This is a genomic window from Pseudonocardia halophobica, from assembly GCF_027922425.1.
Taxonomy (GTDB): domain Bacteria; phylum Actinomycetota; class Actinomycetes; order Mycobacteriales; family Pseudonocardiaceae; genus Pseudonocardia; species Pseudonocardia halophobica.
The window spans coordinates 170,344-191,806 of the sequence record NZ_BSFQ01000005.1 but is presented as its reverse complement, the minus strand read 5'-3'; the positions used below and the strand labels follow the sequence as shown (position 1 = coordinate 191,806).

The 21,463-nt window shown below is 73.0% G+C and carries 18 protein-coding genes; 10 read left to right on the top strand and 8 right to left on the bottom strand.

The genetic code is table 11. The annotated features are described in order from the left end of the window. Positions 1-28 precede the first annotated feature (28 nt). The 5 genes from PKE99_RS08785 to PKE99_RS08765 all read right to left on the bottom strand — a co-directional run bounded on the left by PKE99_RS08785 (position 29) and on the right by PKE99_RS08765 (position 5,665). Positions 29-1,789 (bottom strand): thiamine pyrophosphate-binding protein, encoded by a 1,761-nt coding sequence (locus PKE99_RS08785; protein WP_037041092.1) that lies wholly within the window; start codon positions 1,787-1,789, stop codon positions 29-31. 32 nt (positions 1,790-1,821) lie between these two features. Beyond that, positions 1,822-3,162, bottom strand: coding sequence for an MFS transporter (locus PKE99_RS08780; protein WP_156067167.1), 1,341 nt, complete (start codon positions 3,160-3,162; stop codon positions 1,822-1,824). 94 nt (positions 3,163-3,256) lie between these two features. Then, the gene (locus PKE99_RS08775) at positions 3,257-3,814 is read right to left on the bottom strand and encodes a carboxymuconolactone decarboxylase family protein (protein ID WP_037041089.1); all 558 of its coding nucleotides are present in this window, start codon (positions 3,812-3,814) and stop codon (positions 3,257-3,259) included. 147 nt (positions 3,815-3,961) lie between these two features. Next, positions 3,962-4,891: a LysR family transcriptional regulator gene (locus PKE99_RS08770; protein ID WP_037041087.1), complete on the bottom strand. Its 930-nt coding sequence runs from the start codon at positions 4,889-4,891 to the stop codon at positions 3,962-3,964. Positions 4,892-4,915: 24 nt separating this feature from the next. After that, the gene (locus PKE99_RS08765; protein WP_156067164.1) at positions 4,916-5,665 is read right to left on the bottom strand and encodes a GntR family transcriptional regulator; all 750 of its coding nucleotides are present in this window, start codon (positions 5,663-5,665) and stop codon (positions 4,916-4,918) included. A gap of 188 nt (positions 5,666-5,853) precedes the next feature. Between PKE99_RS08765 and PKE99_RS08760 the strand changes: the two genes are divergently transcribed. Then, complete coding sequence (locus PKE99_RS08760) at positions 5,854-7,230, top strand: MFS transporter (RefSeq protein WP_051736817.1); 1,377 nt, start codon at positions 5,854-5,856, stop codon at positions 7,228-7,230. After that, the gene (locus tag PKE99_RS08755) at positions 7,227-8,177 is read left to right on the top strand and encodes a phosphotriesterase family protein (protein WP_037041084.1); all 951 of its coding nucleotides are present in this window, start codon (positions 7,227-7,229) and stop codon (positions 8,175-8,177) included. The genes PKE99_RS08760 and PKE99_RS08755 overlap by 4 nt, the downstream gene beginning before the upstream one ends. 20 nt (positions 8,178-8,197) lie before the next feature. Here the strand turns inward: PKE99_RS08755 and PKE99_RS08750 are convergent, their stop codons facing one another. Beyond that, positions 8,198-9,634 carry a PucR family transcriptional regulator gene (locus PKE99_RS08750; RefSeq protein WP_197040472.1) on the bottom strand — a complete coding sequence of 479 codons (1,437 nt, stop codon included), beginning with the start codon at positions 9,632-9,634 and terminating at the stop codon, positions 8,198-8,200. An 89-nt stretch (positions 9,635-9,723) separates the two neighbouring features. On the opposite strand from PKE99_RS08750, the gene PKE99_RS08745 reads away from it, so the two are divergent. Continuing rightward, positions 9,724-11,166 (top strand): NAD-dependent succinate-semialdehyde dehydrogenase, encoded by a 1,443-nt coding sequence (locus tag PKE99_RS08745; protein WP_081923782.1) that lies wholly within the window; start codon positions 9,724-9,726, stop codon positions 11,164-11,166. Positions 11,167-11,169: 3 nt separating this feature from the next. Here PKE99_RS08745 and PKE99_RS08740 read toward each other — a convergent pair whose 3' ends face one another. Continuing rightward, on the bottom strand, positions 11,170-12,615 hold the full coding sequence (locus PKE99_RS08740) for an MmgE/PrpD family protein (RefSeq protein ID WP_051736816.1): 1,446 nt from the start codon (positions 12,613-12,615) through the stop codon (positions 11,170-11,172). Between the two features lie 170 nt (positions 12,616-12,785). On the opposite strand from PKE99_RS08740, the gene PKE99_RS08735 reads away from it, so the two are divergent. From PKE99_RS08735 to PKE99_RS08705, 7 genes are all read left to right on the top strand, one after another. Then, positions 12,786-14,972 (top strand): alpha-ketoacid dehydrogenase subunit alpha/beta, encoded by a 2,187-nt coding sequence (locus PKE99_RS08735; protein ID WP_037041076.1) that lies wholly within the window; start codon positions 12,786-12,788, stop codon positions 14,970-14,972. Further along, positions 14,972-16,240, top strand: coding sequence for a dihydrolipoamide acetyltransferase family protein (locus tag PKE99_RS08730; RefSeq protein ID WP_037041073.1), 1,269 nt, complete (start codon positions 14,972-14,974; stop codon positions 16,238-16,240). Before PKE99_RS08735 ends, PKE99_RS08730 begins: the two co-directional genes overlap by 1 nt. Positions 16,241-16,260: 20 nt before the next feature. Next, positions 16,261-17,082: an SDR family NAD(P)-dependent oxidoreductase gene (locus PKE99_RS08725; RefSeq protein ID WP_271214862.1), complete on the top strand. Its 822-nt coding sequence runs from the start codon at positions 16,261-16,263 to the stop codon at positions 17,080-17,082. Further along, entirely contained in the window at positions 17,079-17,480 is a 402-nt protein-coding gene (locus PKE99_RS08720; protein WP_037041072.1) for a carboxymuconolactone decarboxylase family protein, read from the top strand. Before PKE99_RS08725 ends, PKE99_RS08720 begins: the two co-directional genes overlap by 4 nt. Next, on the top strand, positions 17,464-17,991 hold the full coding sequence (locus tag PKE99_RS08715) for a VOC family protein (protein ID WP_051736814.1): 528 nt from the start codon (positions 17,464-17,466) through the stop codon (positions 17,989-17,991). Before PKE99_RS08720 ends, PKE99_RS08715 begins: the two co-directional genes overlap by 17 nt. Positions 17,992-18,017: 26 nt before the next feature. After that, positions 18,018-18,824 (top strand): SDR family NAD(P)-dependent oxidoreductase, encoded by an 807-nt coding sequence (locus tag PKE99_RS08710; RefSeq protein WP_037041070.1) that lies wholly within the window; start codon positions 18,018-18,020, stop codon positions 18,822-18,824. A 377-nt stretch (positions 18,825-19,201) separates the two neighbouring features. Continuing rightward, the gene (locus PKE99_RS08705) at positions 19,202-20,035 is read left to right on the top strand and encodes an SDR family oxidoreductase (RefSeq protein WP_037041068.1); all 834 of its coding nucleotides are present in this window, start codon (positions 19,202-19,204) and stop codon (positions 20,033-20,035) included. Between the two features lie 241 nt (positions 20,036-20,276). On the opposite strand, the gene PKE99_RS08700 is transcribed toward PKE99_RS08705, so the two are convergent. Then, complete coding sequence (locus PKE99_RS08700) at positions 20,277-21,086, bottom strand: mycofactocin-coupled SDR family oxidoreductase (RefSeq protein WP_037041066.1); 810 nt, start codon at positions 21,084-21,086, stop codon at positions 20,277-20,279. Positions 21,087-21,463 lie beyond the last annotated feature (377 nt).

Genomic DNA, 21,463 nt, shown 5'->3' with positions numbered 1-21,463 from the left:
CCTCCTCTCCTCGAACCGCATTCTGCGGTCAGCGCTCCAGCGGCTCGTAGTAGGGCACCGCGATCGGCCTGCCCTCCGGTGCGTCCCGGTCCTCGGGGCGCAGACCGACACTGGTGGCCATCGCCGCGTTGGTCAGCCGGACCCGGGGCGAGACGACCTCCGGGTCGGTCACGACGTTGAGGCACGCGGGCAGCCCCGACTCGACGGCCCGACGGAACGCGGGGCCGAGCTCGGCGGTCTCGGTGACCAGCTCGCCGTACCCGCCGAAGGCTCGCATGACCTCGTGGAAGTTCGTCAGCGGCAGGTCCGAGACCACCCGCCGCCCGGCGAGCGCGTCCTGGCTGTGCGCCGAGATGCCCCAGGCGCAGTTGCTGTTCACGAACGTGACGACCGGCAGGCCGTGCCGCACCATCGTGTCGAACTCCTGCACGTTGAAACCCACCGAGCCGTCGCCGACGACCTGGACGACCTGGACGCCGGGGTGGGCGACCTGAGCGCCGATCGCGAACGGGCTGCCGATGCCGAGGCACCCGAAGTAGCCGTGGCCCTGCCAGCGGCCGAGCGCCGCGGTCCGCGCGATCGGCTCGACCCAGTGGTAGGCCTCGCTGCCGTCCCCGACGATGATCGCGTCCTCGGCCACGTTGTCCGCGACGGCCCGGCCGAACCAGTACGGGTGGATGCCCCGGTCCCCCCGGGTCGCCTCGTGCTCGGTGGCCTCGGCCTCGAACGGGGCCAGCGAGTACAGGGTCTTCTTGGTGCGCGCCACCCAGTCCCCGCGTCGGTCCGCCGGCACCGTCCGGCCCGTCTCGCAGACCGCCTCGGCCACGGCGCGGATGCTGCCGGTGAACGCGACGTCGACGGGTACGTTGCGGCCCGCCTCCTCGGGGTTCGCGTCCACCTGGATGATCCGCGTGTCCGGACCGAGCACGCCCGCCCCGCGCCTGCCCACGGTCATCTGCGAGGTCCGCGCGCCCAGGACCAGCACGAGGTCGGGTTGCGCTCCGACCCCGCCGAGACCCGCGACGTTGCCGCAGTTGAGCGGGTGGTCGTAGGGCAGCACACCGCGTGCGCGGCTGTTGCCGTAGACCGGCACCGAGAACTGCTCGGCCAGCCGGGCGACGGCCGCGTCCGCCGCGTCGAACAGCAGACCGTGGCCCGCGAGGACGACCGGTCGGGCGGCCCGCTCGAGCGCCTCGGCGATCTCCGCGGCCTGCGCCGCCGTGGGGGCCCCGCTCTCCGGCCTGCGCACCCCGGGGAAGACCGGTACCCGGTCGGCCGCGATCCGGTCGAACATGACGTCCACCGGGATCTCCAGGAAGACCGGGCCGGGGCGGCCGCGGGTCGCGATCCGGACGGCGCGGTCGACGAACTCCGGGATGCGGTCCACGTCGGAGACCCGCAGCGCGGCCTTCGTGATCGGGGTCATCAGCGCGACCTGGTCGACGCCGCCCTGCAGCACGTACCTCCCCTCGTCGCGCAGCGGCGGCGCGCCGGCGATGACCAGCTGCGGGCTGCTGTCCACCTCGGCCACGGCCACGCCGGTCACCGCGTTGGTCACGCCGGGCCCGGACGTGACGACGGAGACGCCGAGCCTGCCGGTCGACCGCGCGTACCCGTCGGCGGCGTGCACGGCCGCGGCCTCGTGCCGGACGTCGACGATCCGGATCTTCTCGTCGAGGAGGCCGAACAACAGCGAGTCCAGGTGTCCGCCGTGCAGGGCGAACACGACGTCCACGTCGTTGGTCCGCAGCGCGGCGGCGGCGAGCTCGCCACCGTTGACGATGGTCATGAAGTGTCCTCTCGTGCGGCCCGCGGGCCGGGTCAGCGCTCGGGCCCGTCGGCCACGGCGGCGGGGGTGGTGGGGTCGGCGGCGTCGACGGAGGTGTCCGGAGCGCGGTGCCCGGCCCCGGTCCGCCGGGCGATCCACAGCGTCGACAGCAGCGAGACGACCGCGAACGCGAGCTGCAGCCCGATGACCGACCACACCGAGCCGGACGCGTCCAACAGCGCTCCGCCGACGAGCGGCAGCGGGGCGACGAAGACGAGGGTGTTGATCTGGTAGGCCAGTGAGATCGCGGTGTAGCGGATGCGGGTCGGGAAGGCCTCGGCGAGGAACCCGCCGAGCAGGCCGAACAGCCAGCAGATGGGGGCGAGCGACACGATCATGCCGATCGTCGACAGCGTGACGCTGCCCGTCTGGATGAGCAGCCACGAGACCGGGATCAGGGGGATGCTCGCGACGAGCGCCACGACGAGGACCCGGATCGGCTCGAACCGCACCGCCGCCAGCGCCGCGAAGGGCTGGAACAGGAGCTGGAACAGCGACATCAGGGTCAGCGCCAGCAGGAAGCCCTGTCGGTCGATGCCCACCTCACCGGTGGCGAAGTCGAGGCCGAGCACCTTGAAGAAGGTGCCGAACGATGCCGAGACGGCTCCGACGCACAGCGCGACGAGCACGATCGTCGGCGCCGTGCGCAGCACCTCGACCAGGGGGAGCCGCGTCGAGTGGTTCGCCCGGATCGCCGCGAGCACCTCCGGCGGCTCCTCGATGCGCGAGCGGATCACCAGCCCGATGACGATCAGTACCGCGGAGAACAGGAAGGGCAGCCGCCAGCCCCAGCTCGTGAACTGGTCGTCGGGCAGCCCGCTCACGAGCAGGAAGGCCAGGGAGGCCAGCAGGTTGCCCGCGGGTGCGCCCTGCTGCGCCCAGGCGCCCGCAGCCACCCGACTGCGCTTGCCCGCGTGCTCGGACGCGATCAGCACCGCCCCGCCCCACTCGCCGCCGACCGCGATGCCCTGGATCAGCCGCAGGACGACGAGGATGACCGGGGCGGCGATGCCGATCGTCGCGTACGTGGGCAGCGCGCCGATGGCGACGGTGACCACACCCATCATGAGCAACGTGATGATCAGCGACTTCTTGCGGCCCACCCGGTCACCGAGGTGACCGAACACGATCCCGCCGAGCGGGCGGGCGAGGTAGCCCGCGCCGAAGGTCGCGAACGCCAGCAGCGTGCCCGCGGCGGGGTCGACGGTGGGGAAGAACAGGTCTCCCAGCACCAGCGCGGACGCGGTACCGAAGATGAAGAAGTCGTACCACTCGACGGCCGTGCCGAAGAACGCGGCCCAGCCGGCTCTCTGCGCCTGACTCTGACGGGACATGATCACTCTTTTCGCAGGTCGGCGCCACGTCGACGGGGCGCCGGGTCGGCAGCTCTGACAACCCCGGCCGAGCGGCCGGGACCCGTGCGGAGGTTCAGCGGGGGAGCTCGGGGTCCAGCTGGACGCCGAACGTGTTCAGCATCATCGCCACCATGTGGTAGATGCCGACCACCATGACGATCTCGTACCGCAGGTCGTCGTCGAAGTGTTTGCCCAGGCCGTCCCAGACGGCGTCGTCCATCGTGGCGCGGTCGTGCACCTGGTCGGCCGCGGCCAGCAGCAGGGCCGAGCGCTCGTCCCAGACGGCGTCGTGGGGACCGCGGCGGACCGCGTCGATCTCGTCCTCGGTGATCCCGCCCCGCCGCGCGAAGCCGACGTGCTGGGCCCACTCGTACTCGGACTCGCAGTTCCACGCCGTCCGGAGGACGAGGAGCTCGCGGTCCCGCGCGGACAGCGTGCCGTCGAAGAGCAGCGCGTGGGCCAGGTCGAGCCACTTGCCGAACAGCTCCGGACGCCGGACCAGGGTGGAGTAGATGTTGACCTCGCGCGGCCGCGACCTCGTGGCGCGGGCCAGCAGCTCCCGCATCCGCTCGGTACGGTCCTCGACCGCGACGGGGGCGAGGCGGACGGGACGGGACTCAGCGCGGCGCACGAGCCACCTCACAACCCCCGGGCGGGACGGAGACCGCGCCGAACGGCGCGCAACGAGCGGGCGATGACATCGTGGGCAGCTCCTCGGGTTCGCTCGACCGTGAACGTGGGACCGATCCTCACCCGGCGGACCTATGGCAGGGAAATATCAATTATCGGCCTTACTGATACCTCTCTGGTCATCAATGGTCCGTGGCCAGGCCGCGTCGGCCACGTCGAGCACGCGGGACAGCGCCGGGTTGGGGCTGTCGGGCAGCCACGCCATCCGCAGGTGGATGGGCTCTGCGCGGTCGCGGACGGGGAGGAACCGGACGTGGGGGTCCGTGACGTTGTCCCGCACCGAGCTCACGGTGAGCATGCAGCCGATGCCGGCCGCGACGAGGGCCAGCGCGGTCCAGGTGTCGGGCGCGGTCTGCACCGTGTGCGGGGCGAAGCCGGACGCCCGGCAGAGCCGGTACAGCCGGTCGTGCAGGACCGAGCCGTCCTGCGGCTCCAACGTGACGAAGGCCCGGCCCGCCAGGACGTCGAAGCCGACCGAGTCCGACGCGGCCAACGGGTCGTCGACCGACACCGCCAGCACGAGGTCCTCGGTCTGCACCACACGCGACTCCACGCCCGTGACCGCGCCCTCCCACCGGGCCAGCACGATGTCCGCCTCGTGGCGCAGCAGCAGGTCGATGGCGGGCAGGGCGAAGTTCTGGCTGAGCAGGGTCGGCACGATACCCGGGTGCCGGCGCCGGAGCTCTCGCGTCAGCGCGCCCACGAGCGAGTGTGTGGACGCCCCGGCGAACGCGATCGCCACGGTGCCGACGTCTCCCGCGACCGCGGAGAGTGCGATCGCCCCTGCCTGGTCCGCGCGCCGCACGATGTCCCGGGCCACGGGCAGCAGAGCGCGGCCCGCGGGGGTCAGCCGCACGCTGCGGGTGGTGCGCTCGAACAGCGGGGTGCCGATCGCACGCTCCAGCTGGGAGATCGTCCGGCTCACCGGGGGCTGGGCGGTGTGCAGCCGCTGCGCGGCCCGGCTGAAGTGCAGCTCGTCGGCCACGACGAGGAACACCCTCAGCTGCGCCAGTTCCACGCCCGACCCTAACCCGGGCACGGGTCAGTAGCCGCTCGCGAAGTCCTTGGCGGGCAGTGCCTGCAGGGTGCGCAGCGCGTTGAGCACCAACGAGCGGCTCAGGGCCCCCGCGAGCCCGACGTCGCCCTGCTCGAATGCCAGGACGAGCCGCTCGTGGTCGTGCAGGCCGACCTGCATCCGGCCCGGCAGTGACATGGTGAGGTGTCGCAGGCGCAGCACCTGCAGGCCGAGGCTGTCGAGCATGCGCTTGGTCGTCGAGTTGTCCGCCAGCACCGCGACACGGTTGTGGAAGGCGACGTTGCGCCAGAAGTACGCGTCGACGTCCGCGGACTCCACCGCCGCGCGCAGCGCAGCGAGGTCCCCGCGGATCTGGTCGAGGCCCGCCGGGTCGATGCGCGCGGCCACCGCCTGCGCCAGCAGGGCGTGAAGCTCCGCTCGCAGCCCGTAGATCTCCGCGACCTGTCGGGCGGACCGGGCGACCACGCGCGGGCGGCGCCGCGCCTGGATCTCGAGCAGCCCCTCCCGCTCGAGAGCGAACAACGCCTCCCGCACGGGCGTGCGGGAGGTGTCGAACCGCTTCGACAGCTCCAGGGAGTTCACGGTCTCGCCGGGCTCCACCCGACCCTCGATGATGTCCCGCGCCAGCTGCAGGGTCAGCCTGCTGACCAGGGAGTCCGGCTCGGCGAGCCCGAGCAGGGTGGCGAGCATCGCCGTCGGGTCCGGCGCCGTCGCGCCCCTCGCGTCCTCGCCCACGGCCGTGATGCTAGCGCCCATGACGATCACCTCCGGTCGAACCTCTAGTGTCGACAGTATGACAGAGCAGGGCGCCTATCCCCCGTGAATCCTTGACACTCGCGCCATCAATGTCGACACTCTGGGCGCCTGGCCCGCTCACCGCGGGCCTCCCGGTCCCGCCACGGTGGCGGGACCGCCCGCTCCGTCACAGACGACGAAGGAGAACGATGAGCACAGGTAACCCGGACGCCGCGGCGCCCGAGGTCGACCGGCGTTCCCGGCGACGCTCGGTCGTCGCCGCGCTGATCGGCAACGTGATGGAGTTCTTCGACTTCGCGGTCTACGGCTTCCTCGCGGTCGTGATCGGGCAGGTCTTCTTCCCCGGCGGCAGCGCGACGGCCCAGCTGCTCTCCGCCCTGGCCGTGTTCGGGGTCGCGTTCCTGTTCCGCCCACTCGGCGGAGCGGTGTTCGGCTACATCAGCGACCGCTTCGGCCGTCGGGTGTCGCTCTCCGGCGCGATCGTGCTCATGAGCCTGTCCACCGCGGCGATCGGCATCCTGCCCGGCTACGCCACGGCAGGCATCTTCGCGCCGATCCTGCTGGTGGCGATGCGGTGTCTGCAGGGCATCTCGGTCGGCGGTGAGTTCTCCGGCGGCTCGACGTTCATCGCCGAGTACGCCCCCCCGAACCGCCGCGGCCTGTGGGTCAGCATGATGTCCAGCAGCGCCGCGCTGGGCACGCTGCTCGGGAGCGGCTCGGTCCTGCTGCTCGGCTCGCTGATCTCCCCCGAGGCGATGAACAGCTGGGGCTGGCGCATCCCGTTCCTGGTCGCCATTCCCATGGGCGCGCTGGGTGTGTACATGCGGCTGCGCCTCGACGACACCCCGGTGTTCGAGGAGATGAAGAAGGAGGAGCCCGCGGAGCGGCGCTCCCCGCTGAAGACCCTGACCCGCCGCGACGTCGGCATGATCGCGCTGACCTTCGTCTTCGCGGGCGCGACCGGGCTGGGCTTCTACTACTACACGACGTACTTCAACTCGTACTTCACCACGACGCTCGGCTTCGAGCGCTCCACCGCGATCACCCTCAACCTGGTCGGGCTCGTCTTCTACGCGGCGCTGTGCCCCCTGGCCGGCCTGCTCTCGGACCGCATCGGCAGGCGCCGCACCTACCTGACGGGCTTCTTCGCGATGGCGGTCATCGCGGTCCCGGCCTTCCTGCTGATGGGGCTCGGGCCGGTCGGCGCCCTGCTCGGGCTGCTGCTGTTCTCGCTGCCCCAGGCGCTGAACAACGTGATGGTCTCCATCGTCCCGGTCGAGCTGTTCACCACGCAGAACCGGGTGACCGCCGGCGCGATCGGCTACAACCTGGGCGTGGGCATCATCTCGGGCACCGGCCCGCTCGTGGCGGCCGCCCTGGTCGCCGGGACCGGCAGCGCGCTCGCCCCGGGCTTCTACCTCGCCGCGATCGTGCTGGTGGCGGGCATCGTGATCGCCGCCGCACTGCCGGAGACCTTCCGCCGCTCGCTCTACCACGCCCCGGTGGGCGAGTCGCCCGAGTCGCCCGCCACGACCGACGACACCGTGAGGAGCACGCACTCGTGACCGTCACCACCGTCGAGGGCCCCCTCGACGCCGCGGAGCTCGGCGCCACCCTGATGCACGAGCACATCTACAGCCTGTACTCCGAGTACCGCAACGAGTACGGCTGGGACGAGCAGGCGGCCGTCCGCACCGCCGTCGCGACGATGCAGGACCTGCGCGCGGCGGGCATCCGCACGATCGTGGACATGACGGTGCTCGGGCTGGGCCGGTCGGTGGCCCGCCAGCGCCGGATCGCCGAGCTGTCCGGCATGCAGATCGTGGCCGCCACCGGCATCTACACCTTCGGGGACCTGCCGAACTTCTGGCGCAACCGCTCGGCCCACAACCCGGACTTCATCGCGGACTTCTTCGTCCGCGAGCTGACCGAGGGGGTCGGTGACACCGGCGTGCGGCCCGCGGTGATCAAGCTGGTGACCGACGCCCAGGGCATCACCGCGGACGGCGAGGTGATCGCCCGCCAGGTCGCGAAGGCGCAGCTGCGCACGAACGCGGTGATCTCGACGCATTCGCACTCGGCGACCCGCCAGGGCCTGGCCCAGCAGAAGATCCTGGCCGACCACGGCGTGGACCTCGGCTCCGTCGTCATCGGGCACGCCGGGGACAGCACGGACCTGGACTACCTCACCCGCCTCGCCGACGCGGGCTCCTGGCTCGGGATGGACCGCTTCGGCTACGCCCCCGCAGGCTCGCTCGAGCAGCGCGTCGACACGGTCGTCGCGATGTGCGAGCGCGGCTACGCCTCGCGCATGGTGCTGTCCCACGACACCAACATCGTCTCCGACAGCGTGCCCGACGAGGTGCGCCACTCCCCCGAGCTGGCGGACTGGCACTACCGCTGCATCTCCGACCTCGTCCTGCCCGCGCTCCGCGAGCGGGGGGTGTCCGAGGCGGACATCGAGGCGATGATGGTGGCCAACCCGCGCGCCGTCCTCGACCGGTCGAGCTGAACCACGGCGGTCGGCCCGTCCTACGGGTCGACCGCCAGCGCGATCCACAGGTCCGTCCGGTCGGCCGCGCTGTCCAGGTCGCGCCCGGTCAGCTCCTCGATCCGGGCCAGCCGGGCCCGCAGGGTGTTGCGGTGCACGCCGAGCTCCTCGGCCACCGGCCGGAGCCTGCCCAGCCCGGCAAGGAACACCCGCAGCGTGCGGCGCAGCTCCGGCTGCCCCGCCACCTCACCGAGCACGTCCGCGGCGAACGCCGCCCCGGACGCCGCGTCCAACAGGGACGTCGCCCGCCGCGTCCCGTAGCCCTCCCAGGAGATCGACGGGGTCGCGGCGCTCGTGCGTGCGGCGGCGGCGTCGGCCGCGTCGAGGGCCGCGCGGACGGCACTCGCGTCACTGCTCTCGGCCACCCGCCCGACGCCGACCCGCAGGCCCGCGCCCACCAACAGGTCGACGGCCAGGGCGGAGTCGGGGCCCTCGGCGTCGGCCAGCACGTGGAGGCCCCCCGCCGCGACACACCCCAGCACGCCGGTGCGGTCGTGCAGCTCGCGCAGCACGCGCGCCGGGTCGGCCGGGACGGGCACCGCGCGCAGCGCCCGCACCCGCGGGGGCACGCGCAGTCCGAGCACCGCTGCCAGGTCACCGACCGGCCGCCCCGCGCGCAGTGTGACGACGACGGCCTCGCGCACCCGCTGCTCCGCGTCCGCCCGCGCGACCCGGACCTCGTCGGACAGCGTCAGCAGGCTCGCGGCGGCCGACAGCGCGGCACGCCCCGCCGCGTCGATCCCCCCGGCCGACTCGGTGGCCAGGAAACGTTCCGCACCCGACCCGAGCGTCTGCACCACGACCGTCCGGCCGTCCGCGACGTCGGTGGCCACCCGCGCGGCCCCGGCGAGCATCCGGCGCAGTACGCCCGACACCTGCGGCGCGGGGTCGTGTGCGGAGCCGAGCAGGCGGTGGCCCTCCCGGTCGACGACCCGGGCGTCGCCGCCGAGCACCCTGGCCAGGATCGCGAGGACCGCCGCGGGCCCGTCGGAGCCCGCCGCCGACCGGGCCATGCGCTGCTGGACCGTCAACGCCGAGGTGGTGGACCGGAGCTCGGCCGCGGCGGCGAGCTCCACATGGGCCTCACCGACCGCGATGAAGGGCGTTCGCTCCGGCACGGTGAGCACGGGCAGACCCGCCCGGCCCGCGGCCCGGACCAGCCCTGCGGGCACCTCCCGGTGCCGGACGCCGACCCCGAACCCCACGGCGGCCATGTCCGCGGCGACCAGGCGGTCGACCCAGCCCGCCCAGTCGTGGTCGGTCAGGCCCGTGGTGAGCAGCAGCTCGCCTCCGTCGAGGTAGGGGGTCGGGTCGTCGAGCTCGCTCGTGGCCACCCAGCGGACGGGTCGATCACGAGGGCCGTCGACCACCACAGCGAGGCCCAGCGCCAGGCGGCCGAGCAGGTCGGCGAGCGTCACCACCGCAATGCCCGGGTTGCACGGTGGCTCACTGCCGGGTGTGCACACCGGCCATGTCCGGGGGGCCGCGCGGCTCCTACCGTGAACCCATGACCACTGTGGACATTCTTCGGGAGGGCGCCCGGATCGGCGGCGCCGTCGAGCCGGTCACGGGGGCGCGGTTCGTCGTCGAGAACCCGGCCGACGGCACCGTGCTGGCCGAGGTGCACGACGGCGACGCCGCCGACGCCACCCGGGCGGCCGACGCCGCGGCCGCCGCGTTCGGCCCGTGGGCCGCCACCGCTCCGCGGGCCAGGGCGGAGATCCTGCTCCGGGCGTTCCAGCTGATGACCGAGCGCCACGCGGAGCTGGCCCGCCTGGTCAGCGCGGAGAACGGCAAGCCGCGGGCCGACGCGCTCGGCGAGATCGCCTACGCCGCCGAGTTCCTGCGCTGGTACGCAGAGGAGGGCGTGCGGGTGCCCGGTGTCGCGGGGGTCGCCCCGGCGGGCGGAGCGCGGATCGAGGTCACCCACCGCCCGGTCGGTGTCGCCGCGCTGGTCACGCCCTGGAACTTCCCCGCGGCCATGGCCACACGCAAGATCGGCCCGGCGCTCGCCGCGGGCTGCACCGTGGTGCTCAAGCCCGCCGCCGAGACGCCGCTGACGGCCTTCGCGCTCGCGGACCTCATGGCCGAGGCGGGAGTACCTGCCGGGGTGGTCAACGTGGTGCCGACGACCGACCCCGGTGCCGTCGTCGACGCGCTGCTGGCCCACCCCGCCGTCCGGAAGCTGAGCTTCACCGGATCCACCGCGGTGGGCAGGCACCTGCTGGCCCGGGCGGGGCAGCGGGTGCAGAACTGCTCGATGGAGCTCGGCGGCAACGCCCCGTTCGTCGTGTGCGCGGACGCCGACCTCGACGCCGCCGTGGCGGGCGCGCTGGTGGCGAAGCTGCGCAACAGCGGGCAGGCTTGCACCGCCGCCAACCGCTTCTTCGTGCACGAGACCGTGGCGGACGAGTTCACCGCGCGGTTCGTCGCCGCCGTCGACGCGCTCCCGCTCGGGCCCGCCGACGACCCCACCGCGGCGATCGGGCCGCTGATCGGGCCGCGGGCGGTACAGCGCGTCCAGCGCTGCATCGACGCGGCGGTGGCTGCGGGCGCGCGTGTGGTCAACCAGCCGGCGGCCGTGCCCACCGACGGACATTTCCTCGCTCCTCACGTCCTGCGCGACGTCCCCGAGGACGCCGCGCTCGTCACCGACGAGATCTTCGGCCCGGTCGCCCCGATCCTGACATGGGCGGACCCCGACGACCTCGTCGCCAGGGCGAACGCCACCGAGCTCGGTCTGGCGGGCTACGTCTTCGCCGGGGACACCGGGAGCGCCCGGCGGGTCGCCCGGGCCCTGGACTGCGGCATGGTCGGGGTCAACCGCGGCCTCGTCTCCGAGCCCGCGGCGCCGTTCGGCGGGGTGAAGCAGAGCGGGCTCGGCCGCGAGGGCGGCACCGACGGCATCCTGGCGTTCCTCGAGGCGCAGTACCTCTCGGTGCAGGAGTGACGCTCACGCGGTGGCGGTGGCGGTGGCGGTGACCGTGGCGGTGGCGGTGAGGGCGGCGGGCTGCAGGGTCGCCGTCACCGCCCTGGCCCCGGGGAGCCCCGCGGTGCCCGCGCCGGCCGCGGCGAGCGCGGCGGGCAGGGCCCCGGGATCGAACGCGGTGCCCCCGAAGCGGCAGCACGAGTCGAACTTCGCCACGACCTCGGCCCACGTCAGCGGATCCCGGTGGTCGCCGTGCGGAACGTCCCGCCGCCCTGTGCGCACGCCGGTGGTGGTCTCGACCTCCACCGTGGCGTAGCCGCCCTCCCAGGTGGGCGGCCCGACCGGGGGCACCGGCGCGGTCCTCGGCTCCACCCGGCGCAGCACGGCGTCGACCCCGGGCCGGGCGATCCGGTCGTCGGCGAAGGAGAACAGGTCGATCCGGCCGTCCAGCAGCGCGGCGGCGACGACGTACTCCATGCTGAACTTCGCCTGCGTGCCGTCCGTGGGCCGGTGGTGCACGAGCGGTTGCTGCCCCTCCGGCTCGGTCGTCACCCGGACCGACAGGACGTCCTCGGGCCGCAGCGGGGTCCCGTCGAGTACGGCCAGGGCGGCGTCGACCGCCCGCTGGACCTTGTAGCAGGCCGGGTAGCTCTTGATGTTCAGGCCCTCCACGGCGAGCAGCGAGGGCGTGTCGAGCAGCTCGGCGACGATCCGGGGCGCCCCGGGCCCGGCCCCGCCGAAGCGGGCGACGAAGCCCAGCGGCCCGTCGAGCTCGGCGGGATCGGCGGTGACGCCCGCGGCGGCGAAGCGGGCGGCCTCGACGGCGTTGCGCGCCGCCAGCCCCGCGTGCAGCGGCTTGGCCATGGTCCCGAAGTTCTGCCTGCTCCCGGCCGCCGTGGTCGATGCGAGGCCGAGGGCGTGGGCCGTGCCCGCGGCGTCCAGCCCGAGCAGCCGGGACACCGCGGCCGCGGCGCCGACGGTCCCGATCGTCGCCGTGGCGTGCCAGCCCCTCGTGTAGTGCGCGGGCACGTCGAGCGCCGCGGCGACGGCCACGATGGTGTCGAAGCCGACGGTGTAGGCCTCGGCGAGGGCCGCGCCACTCGCGTCCACCTCCTCGCCCACCGCGAGGATCGCGGGCCACAGCACGGCGCTGGGGTGCCCGGACATGCGGTCGTTGACGTCGTCGTAGTCCAGCGCGTGTGCCGTCGTGCCGTTGAGCAGGGCCGCCGTGGGCGCGTCGGTGCGCTCCCCCGAGACCCAGACGGTCGCGGGCCCGGGCACGAGGGTGGCGCCGAGCGCGCGCCGCACGTGGACGACCGACGCCTCCCGCCTCCCACCTGCCGCGGACCCGAGGGTGTCGAGCACGGAAGCGGCGAGCACCGGCCCGCCCGCCGCGGTCTCCACCGCCGGCCGCACCGAGTGCGCCGCCAGGAGGAAGGTCACCCCGGCGCCGTCGATCCCTGCTGCCATCCCGCGGTCTCCTGACGTCGTTGTGTCCACACTTTGCGATCTAACACCCCCACAATGCGACTGGATGAGCTGCTTGGTCAAGCTAGTGTCGACAAAAACGGTTCGATCCCGTAGCTTGCCGTCGGGTCCACCGCGACGCCGGACGACCTCGTCAGTGATGAAGAGGAGACATGACACGAACCCGTAGGATCCAGCCCGGCGCACCGTGGCTCGAGATCTCCAGCACCGCTGCGGACTGGAAGGCCGCCGACCCCACCCTGCTGGTGTCGATGCTCGGCCAGTTGCAGCTCATCCGGGCCTTCGAGGAGACGGTCCTCGACCTCGCGGGCCAAGGCCTGGTCCACGGGCCCGCGCACTCCAGCATCGGCCAGGAGGGCGGCGCCGTCGGCTCCGTGATCGGCTTGCGCTCCACCGATGCCGTCAACGGCTCGCACCGGGGCCACCACCAGTTCCTCGCGAAGGCGCTGACCCATGTCACCGGCGGCGCCCACGCCGCGGACGACCTGGTCACCGCCCCCGTGCGCGACGTGCTCCAGAAGACGCTCGCCGAGATCCTCGGTCTCGCGCAGGGCTACTGCCGCGGCCGCGGCGGGTCGATGCACCTGCAGTGGCTCGAGGCGGGCGCGCTCGGAACCAACGCCATCGTCGGCGGCGGCGTGCCCATGGCGGCGGGCAACGCCTGGGCCCAGCGCCACGCGGGCACCAGCGACCTCACCGTCACCTACTTCGGCGACGGCGCGGTCAACATCGGCTCCACCCTCGAGACCATGAACCTCGCGGCCGCGTGGTCGCTGCCGCTCTGCTTCTTCATCGAGAACAACCGCTACGCCGTGTCCACCACCGTCGAGGAGGCCACGGCCGAGCCGCGGCTGTCCGGCCGCGGCCCCGGGTTCGGCATCCCGTCCTACCGGGTCGACGGCATGGACCCGCTCGCCGTGCACCTCACCATGGCACTGGCGGCGGAGCGGATGCGGGCGGGGGAGGGACCGGTGGTGGTCGAGGCCGAGGTCTACCGCTACTTCCACCAGAACGGCCCCTACCCCGGCAGCGCTTTCGGCTACCGTTCCAAGGCCGAGGAGGCCGGCTGGCGCGACCGGGACCCGATCGCGTTGCTCGAGGCCAGGATCGCCGAGCGCGGCCTGCTGACCGAGCAGCAGCTCACCGGGCTGCGCGGGCAGTCGCAGGCGGTCATGCGCGAGGTCGCGGGCGCCCTCACCGAGTCCGATCCCGACCGCGCCGACCGGCGCAGGATCCGGCCGGAGCTGTGGCCGGACCCGTCGTTCGTGGACGTCGGGGTGCGGGGCGACGCCTCGGAGCTCGCCGGGCAGCGGATGCTGGACCCGGTGGAGCACTCCGGCGCCACCCGCTCCGTGAAGTTCGTCGAGGCGGTCGCGTCGGTGGTCGGCACCCGGATGAAGGAGGACGACCGGGTGGTCGTCCTCGGCGAGGACGTGCACCGGCTCGGCGGCGGGACCAACGGCGCCACCAAGGGCCTGGCCGACACCCACCCCGACCGCGTGCTCGGCACCCCGATCAGTGAGAACGCGTTCGCGGGCCTCGGCGGTGGGCTCGCGCTCGACGGCCGGTACCGGCCCGTCGTCGAGTTCATGTACCCGGACTTCCTCTGGGTCGCCGCCGACCAGGTCTTCAACCAGATCGGCAAGGCACGCCACATGTTCGGCGGCTCCAATCCCGTGCCGCTGGTGCTGCGGACCAAGATCGCGATGGGCTCGGGCTACGGCTCCCAGCACCTGATGGACCCGGCGGGCATCTTCGCCACCGCGCCCGGCTGGCGGATCGTGGCCCCCTCGACCGCCGCGGACTACGTCGGCCTGATGAACAGCGCGCTCACCCTCGACGACCCCGTGCTGGTGATCGAGCACGTGGACCTCTACGGCCGCAGGGACGAGATCCCCGAGGGCGACCTCGACTACCACCTGCCCCTCGGCAAGGCCGCGATCCGGCGCCGCGGGCAGGAGATGACCGTGCTCAGCTACCTGTCCATGGTGCAGGTCGCCCTGGACGCGGTGGAGCAGACCGGGGTGGACGCCGAGGTGGTGGACCTCCGCTGGCTCGACCGGGCCTCGCTGGACTGGGACACCATCGGCGAGAGCATCGAGCGGACCAACAACGTCCTCATCGTGGAGCAGGGCGTGCTGGGCACGTCCTACGGCGGCTGGCTGGCCGACGAGATCCAGCGCCGCTTCTTCGACTGGCTCGACCAGCCCGTGGAGCGGGTCACCGGGCGGGAGGCCTCACCGAGCATCTCCAAGGTGCTCGAGCGCGCGGCGTACGCCGGCGTGGAGGAGACCGCCGAGGGACTGCTGCGGGTCCGTGCCGCGCGCGGGGGTGCCTGATGGCCACCGTGGTCACCATGCCCGAGATCCTCGCGGGCTCGGCCGAGGCCGCCATCCAGTCCTGGACGGTCGCGCCGGGTCAGAGCGTCGCCGTCGGCGACGTGCTGGCCGAGGTCGAGACGGACAAGGCCGTCGTCGAGTTCACCGCGGAGGTGGCGGGCACCGTCCTGAAGCTGCTGGTCGGCGACGGGGAGACGCTCGCCGTCGGCACACCGGTCCTGGTGGTCGGCACGGAGGGTGAGGAGGTGCCCGGCACGGACCCCCAGCCCGAGCCCGACCCCCAGCCCGAACCCCGGCCCGAACCCGCCACCGTCGCACCCGCCACCGGGGGCGCGAGCTCCACCAACGGGTCGGGCCCTGCCCGGGGACGCAGGTTCGTGAGCCCGCTGGTCCGCAGGCTGGCCCAGGAACACGGCATCGACCTCGACGGTGTGAGTGGCTCGGGTCCGCGGGGCCGGGTGGTGCGCAAGGACATCGACGCGCTCCTCGCCGAGCGCACGACCCCCGCCCCGACCGCACCGGCGCCGCAGGCCCGCCCCGAGCCCGAGCCCGCGGAGGCCACCGCCCCCGCGGAGGCCACCGTCCCCGACGGTGTCACCCGCGAGGCGCTCTCCCCCATGCGCCGGGCCATCGCGCGCAGGCTCACCGAGAGCAAGAGCACCGTCCCGCACTTCTACCTCAAGGGCGAGTGCCGGATGGACGCGTTGATGCGGCTGCGCGCCGAGGTCAACGCCCAGCAGCCGGTCAAGGTGTCGCTCAACGACTTCGTGGTCAAGGCCGTCGCCGGTGCCCTGCTGGCGGTGCCCGAGGCCAACGCCGTCTGGGGCGGTGACGCGCTGCTCAAGCCCGAGCAGGTCGACGTCGGGCTGGCCGTGGCGATCGACGGCGGCCTGGTCACCCCGGTCCTGCGAGACGTCGCCCGCACCTCGGTCACCGGGGTGTCGACGGCGGCCCGTGACCTCGCCGAGCGCGCCCGCGAGGGCAGGCTCAAGCAGCGCGAGATCGAAGGCGGGTCGTTCACCGTGTCCAACCTGGGCATGTTCGGTGTCACCGAGTTCACGGCGATCATCAACCCGCCGCAGTCGGCGATCCTGGCGGTGGGCACCGTGGCCGAGCGCCCCGTCGTCGTCGACGGCGCGCTCGAGGTGGCCCGGATGATGACCGTCACGCTGTCCGCCGACCACCGGGTGATCGACGGTGCGGTGGCGGCACGGTGGATGCAGGAGTTCGTCCGCCGCGTCGAGGCTCCGCTCGGCATCCTCGTCTGAACCGATCCCGGGAGGTGGACATGGCACGACCCAGCTTCGACTTCCGTGACCGCGTGGTCGTGGTCACCGGCGCCGCGCAGGGCATCGGACGAACCCTCGCCGATCGGTTCGCCGCGGTGGGCGCGGCCGTGGTGGTCGCCGACCACGACGGGGCGGGCGCCGAGGCGGCGGGCGCGGAGGAGAACGGGGAGGGCGGCTCCGCGGCCGGGTTCGCGGTCGACGTGACCGACGTCGACCGTGTGCAGGAGCTGGTGGCGTTCACCGACGGCACGTACGGCGGGCTGGACGTGTTGGTCAACAACGCGGGCATCAGCACCACCGCGATCATCGAGGAGACGGACCCGCAGGACTGGCGGCGCGTGGTCGATGTCAACCTGACCGGGCCTTTCCTCACCAGCCGGGCGGCGCTGCCCGCACTGCGGGCCCGCGGCGGCGGCGCCATGGTCAACGTGGCGTCGGTGGCCGGGCGGCGGATCAGCTACAACGCCTCCGCCGCCTACACCGCGGCCAAGGGCGGTCTGCTCGCCTTCACCCGGCACCTCGCCTACGAGGCTGCGCCGGACGGCATCACCGTCAACGCCGTGTGCCCCGGCCCGGTCACGTCGCCGATGCTGTTGCGCACGGCGTCGGAGGAGACCATGCGGGCCCGCGTGGCGAGTGTGCCCGCGGGCCGGCTGACCACCCCGGACGACCAGGCCGACGCGGTCCTGTTCCTCGCCTCCCCCGCCGCGTCGATGATCAACGGCGTGGCCCTGGACGTCGACGGCGGGGCGCTGCTCGGCTGGTACGACGTCGCCACCTACTTCGAGCGCCGCGGCGCGACCCGAACGGAGCAGACATGAGCACGACCCCCGACCCCACCGCCGAGCCGGAGGCGTTCACCCGCGGGACCGAACTGCGGCGCGCGGTGCTGGGCGCCCGGCACGTGGAGCGCAGCATCGTCCCCGGCGCCGAGCCGACGGACCTGCAGCGCCTGATCACCGAGTTCGGCTGGGGCACCGTGTGGGCCCGGCCCGGACTGGCGCGCCGCGAGCGCAGCATCGCGACCGTGTCGATGCTGATCGCCCTCAACCGGCCACACGAGCTGCGGATCCACCTGCGCGGGGCACTGAACAACGGCTGCACGCCCGCGGAGATCCGCGAGGTGATCGTGCACGCGATCCCCTACTGCGGCTTCCCCGCGGCCATCGACGCGAACCGGGTCTTCGAGGCGGTGCTCGCCGATGACGAGCACGTCTGACCCGGCGGGCCTGCCGCGCTTCCTCGCGGGCCGCCACCCCACCCAGATCAGCATGAACGTGCCGGACCTGGTGGCGGGCGTGCGGGCCTGGAGCGCCCTGCTCGGGCGCGACGACTGGAGCGTGTACTCCTACGACGCGCAGAACACCGAGGGCCTCACCTACCGTGGTGAGCCCGGCGAGTTCGCCATCCGGCTCGCGCTCTGCGGCTCCGCGCCGCAGATCGAGCTGGTGGAGACGCTGCGGGGGCCCAACATCTACACGGAGTGGATCGAGGCGCACGGCTACGGCATGCACCACCTCGGCTACCACGTCGAGGACGTCGAGGCGGCCATCGCGTCGTTCCGCGCCGACGGCTTCGAGCCGATCCAGACGGGCTTCCACTACGGCCTGGACGGCGACGGCGGGTTCGCCTACTACGAGATCCCGGCGGTCGACCCGATCGTCGTCGAGGTCATCGAGGTCCCCCGGCGACGCAAGCCGTCGGAGACCTTGCCGGGACTGCACACATGACGGACGGCACGACAGGAGAGGTGACGATGGGAAAGCGGCTCGAGGGCAGGCGCACGCTCGTGGTGGGCGGGGGCCAGACCCCCGGTTCGACCGTCGGCAACGGGCGCGCGACGGCGGTGTTGTTCGCCCGCGAGGGCGCCGAGGTCGTCGTGGCGGACCGGGAGCTGGAGCGGGCGGCGGCGACCGTCGACGAGATCGTGGCGGAGGGCGGGAAGGCCTGGGCGGTCGCCGCGGACGTCACCGACGAGTCCTCCATCGCCCACATGGTCGCCTTCGCGCGGTCCACCATGGGCGGGATCGACGTGCTGCACAACAACGTCGGGGTCAGCCTCGCCGGCGGGGACGCCGTGATCGGGGACATCGACATGGAGACGTTCGACCGGGTCACCCGGATCAACCTCACCTCCATGGTCGTGACCTGCAAGCACGTGCTTCCGATCATGGAGGAGCAAGGCGGTGGCGTCGTGCTGGCGGTGGGGTCGCTGGCCTCGCTCATCGACTACCCGTACATCGCCTACAAGACCTCCAAGGCGGGCGTCGTCGCGATGATCGAGAACATCGCCGTGCGGTACGCACCGCGCGGGATCCGGGCGAACGCCATCCTGCCGGGCCTCATGGAGACGCCGATGGCGATCGAGAACCGCGTCGGCCTCGACGGCCGCACCCGTGAGCAGGTCATCGCCGAGCGGGACTCGCACGTGCCGCTGCGCGGCAAGATGGGCACCGGCTGGGACGTCGCCCACGCCGCCCTCTGGCTCGCCTCCGACGACGCCGGCTTCGTCACCGGTGTCGCCCTGCCCGTCGACGGCGGTCAGGCCCTCGTCGCGGGCTGACCCGCGCGACCCCATGCCCCCGCCCGGTTCCTGCACCAGGGACCGGGCGGGTGTCTGCGTTCTCAGTGCCTCGGTCGGGACCGCGCTCCCGGTGGACTCCGACTCACCCGGGGCCGATCACCTCGCCGGCGCCGGGACGTCGACGTGGTGCGCCAGGTCGACGTCGCGGATCTCCGGCCCGACCGACGCTCCGCCCGCGAGCAGGAGCCCGCCGACGACGCCGCAGATCGCCGACACGCAAGGTCGGCAACGCGGTCGGCGGGCAGGGCCGGTCCGGCGGGTCGCGACGACGGACTGTCGACCGACCACCCGACACAGTATCCTCAATTCGAGGCCGGTCCTTGAGAACGGCCATTCGTGGCGATGGAGGTACGGCGATGACGGCTTTCAGGGGCAAGACGGTCCTGATGTCGGGGGGTAGTCGGGGCATCGGCCTCGCGATCGCGCTCCGGCTGGCGCGCGAGGGGGCGAACGTCGCGCTGCTGGCCAAGACCGATCAGCCGCACCCGAAGCTGCCGGGTACCGTGCACACGGCGGCCCAGGAGGTCCGCGACGCGGGCGGCCAGGCGCTGGCGATCGTCGGAGACGTCCGGGACGAGGCGTCCGTCGCGGCCGCCGTCAAGCAGACGGTCGAGCGCTTCGGCGGGATCGACGTGCTCGTCAACAACGCCTCGGCCATTGATCTGACGTCCACACCGGACCTTCCCACGAAGCGTTTCGATCTGATGTACGACATCAACGTGCGCGGCACCTACCTCCTCAGCAGGCACGCCTACCCGCACCTCGCCGAATCGGCGAACGGGCATGTGGTGACCCTCTCACCGCCGCTGAACCCGGACCCGAAGTGGCTCGCGCTGCACGCCGCGTACACGGCGAGCAAGTACTCGATGACGATGCTGACCCTGGGCCTCGCCGAGACCGGCCGAGCGGACGGCGTCGCAGCGAACTGCCTCTGGCCGCGCACGATGATCGACACCGCGGCGGTGCGCAACGGGCTGGCGATCGACCCCGGCCGCGACGCCCCCTCGACCCGGACGCCGGAGATCATGGCCGACGCCGCCCACGTGATCGTGAGCAGCCCGGCCGCCGAGCTCACCGGCCGCACGCTGATCGACGAGGATGTGCTGCGCGGCACAGGCGTCACCGACTTTCGCGGCTACCTGGCGCCGGGGGCCACCGAGGCGGCCCTCGAGATAGACCTGTTCCTCTGAGGGCGCCGACCAGGACCACACCGCGGTCGGGTGCGCCTGCATCCGGTACCGGGCGAGTGTCGGGTCCCGGGAGCTCACGACCTGGACGATCCTGCCGTGCGCTGCGCGCGAGCGCCACCGCGCCGATCCGGAGCCGCTGGCGGCGGCACACCACCGGTTCTTCGAGGGAAGCAGCCACGACCTGCTCCACCGGCTCAACACCGATGGCGGGTCGATGCCGTGCGTCGCGGGCCCAGTCCGCTCAACCGGTGTTGCCGGCGTCGGGGGTGAACTCCTGGGCGGTGTAGTACCGGGACTCGTCGGAGGCGAGGAACAGGACCGTCTGCGCGATGTCGCTGCCCTGCGCGGCGTCGAGCGGCAACATCGTGCCGTGCAGGTTGCCGAACTGCGGGTGAGCCGCCATCGCCTCGCCGATGATCTCCGGGACCCTGCCGGTGCCCATCGGGCTCTGCACCGGTCCGGGGTGGACGCTGTTGACTCGGATGTTGTGCTCGCCGAGCTCGAGGGCGAACGCCTTGGTCATGCCGCGGACCGCGAACTTGCTGGTCGAGTAAGCGAGGGAGAACGGCCGCGCGACCAGGCCGGTGACCGAGCTGATCGTGATGATCGACCCGCCGCCCGCGGCGATCAGGTGCGGCGCGGCCACCATGATCGTGTTCCAGGTGCCCGTGACGTTCGTCGCGAGGGTGTTCTCGAAGTCCTCCGGGGTCTGCTCGTCCCACGTGCTCGGGATGACGATGCCGGCGTTGGCGACGACGACGTCGAGCCGTCCGAGCTGCCCGACCGCACCGTCGACGGAGGCCCGCAGCGCCGCGAGGTCACGGATGTCGACCTGCGCGGTGACCACGCGCCGGTCCTGCTCCTCGACCAGCGACGCCGTCTCCGCGAGCTCTTCGGGGGTGGCATCCGGGTACGGGGTGGGGAGCGGGCCACAGATGTCGACGAGGATGATGTCGGCACCCTCCTCCGCCAGCCGGACGGCGTGCGCCCGACCCTGGCCGCGGGCGCCGCCCGTGATCAGGACGACCTTCCCGGCTACGCGATCCGTCACGAATCCTCCTGCTTCTTGTCGCCGACCGCGGGCGCCGGCGAGACGATGTGGCGGGCGGAGCCGCACCGGATTGGGGGCAACCCCGAGAAGAACCTACTCATTGTCGCCGACGACGAGGCCCGGCCATACCGTGCCCGGTCTGGCGGACCCGGGTGACCCACTGCGCGCAGCGCCATCTCAGACCTCGCGGACCTTTCGCACGCCGACGATGGTCCACGGTCAGCCGTTGCTGCCCGAGCAGCGTGCCGTCGTGCGCGTACGGACCGGCTCGTCGAGAGCGCCGTGGCCCCAGAAGGTGGCAATGTCGGCATCGGGGCTGACCTGCAGTCCGAGGTATGCCGGGACCATGTCCACGCTCCACGCGAAGCCACCGCGGG

Excerpts from the sequence above, each read along its gene's own strand:
- PKE99_RS08785 (WP_037041092.1), bottom strand. The coding sequence starts at position 1,789 with ATGACCATCGTCAACGGTGGCGAGCTCGCCGCCGCCGCGCTGCGGACC.
- PKE99_RS08780 (WP_156067167.1), bottom strand. The coding sequence starts at position 3,162 with ATGTCCCGTCAGAGTCAGGCGCAGAGAGCCGGCTGGGCCGCGTTCTTC.
- PKE99_RS08765 (WP_156067164.1), bottom strand. The coding sequence starts at position 5,665 with ATGGGCGCTAGCATCACGGCCGTGGGCGAGGACGCGAGGGGCGCGACG.
- PKE99_RS08760 (WP_051736817.1), top strand. The coding sequence starts at position 5,854 with ATGAGCACAGGTAACCCGGACGCCGCGGCGCCCGAGGTCGACCGGCGT.
- PKE99_RS08745 (WP_081923782.1), top strand. The coding sequence starts at position 9,724 with ATGACCACTGTGGACATTCTTCGGGAGGGCGCCCGGATCGGCGGCGCC.
- PKE99_RS08740 (WP_051736816.1), bottom strand. The coding sequence starts at position 12,615 with ATGGCAGCAGGGATCGACGGCGCCGGGGTGACCTTCCTCCTGGCGGCG.
- PKE99_RS08735 (WP_037041076.1), top strand. The coding sequence starts at position 12,786 with ATGACACGAACCCGTAGGATCCAGCCCGGCGCACCGTGGCTCGAGATC.
- PKE99_RS08730 (WP_037041073.1), top strand. The coding sequence starts at position 14,972 with ATGGCCACCGTGGTCACCATGCCCGAGATCCTCGCGGGCTCGGCCGAG.
- PKE99_RS08725 (WP_271214862.1), top strand. The coding sequence starts at position 16,261 with ATGGCACGACCCAGCTTCGACTTCCGTGACCGCGTGGTCGTGGTCACC.
- PKE99_RS08720 (WP_037041072.1), top strand. The coding sequence starts at position 17,079 with ATGAGCACGACCCCCGACCCCACCGCCGAGCCGGAGGCGTTCACCCGC.
- PKE99_RS08715 (WP_051736814.1), top strand. The coding sequence starts at position 17,464 with ATGACGAGCACGTCTGACCCGGCGGGCCTGCCGCGCTTCCTCGCGGGC.
- PKE99_RS08710 (WP_037041070.1), top strand. The coding sequence starts at position 18,018 with ATGGGAAAGCGGCTCGAGGGCAGGCGCACGCTCGTGGTGGGCGGGGGC.
- PKE99_RS08705 (WP_037041068.1), top strand. The coding sequence starts at position 19,202 with ATGACGGCTTTCAGGGGCAAGACGGTCCTGATGTCGGGGGGTAGTCGG.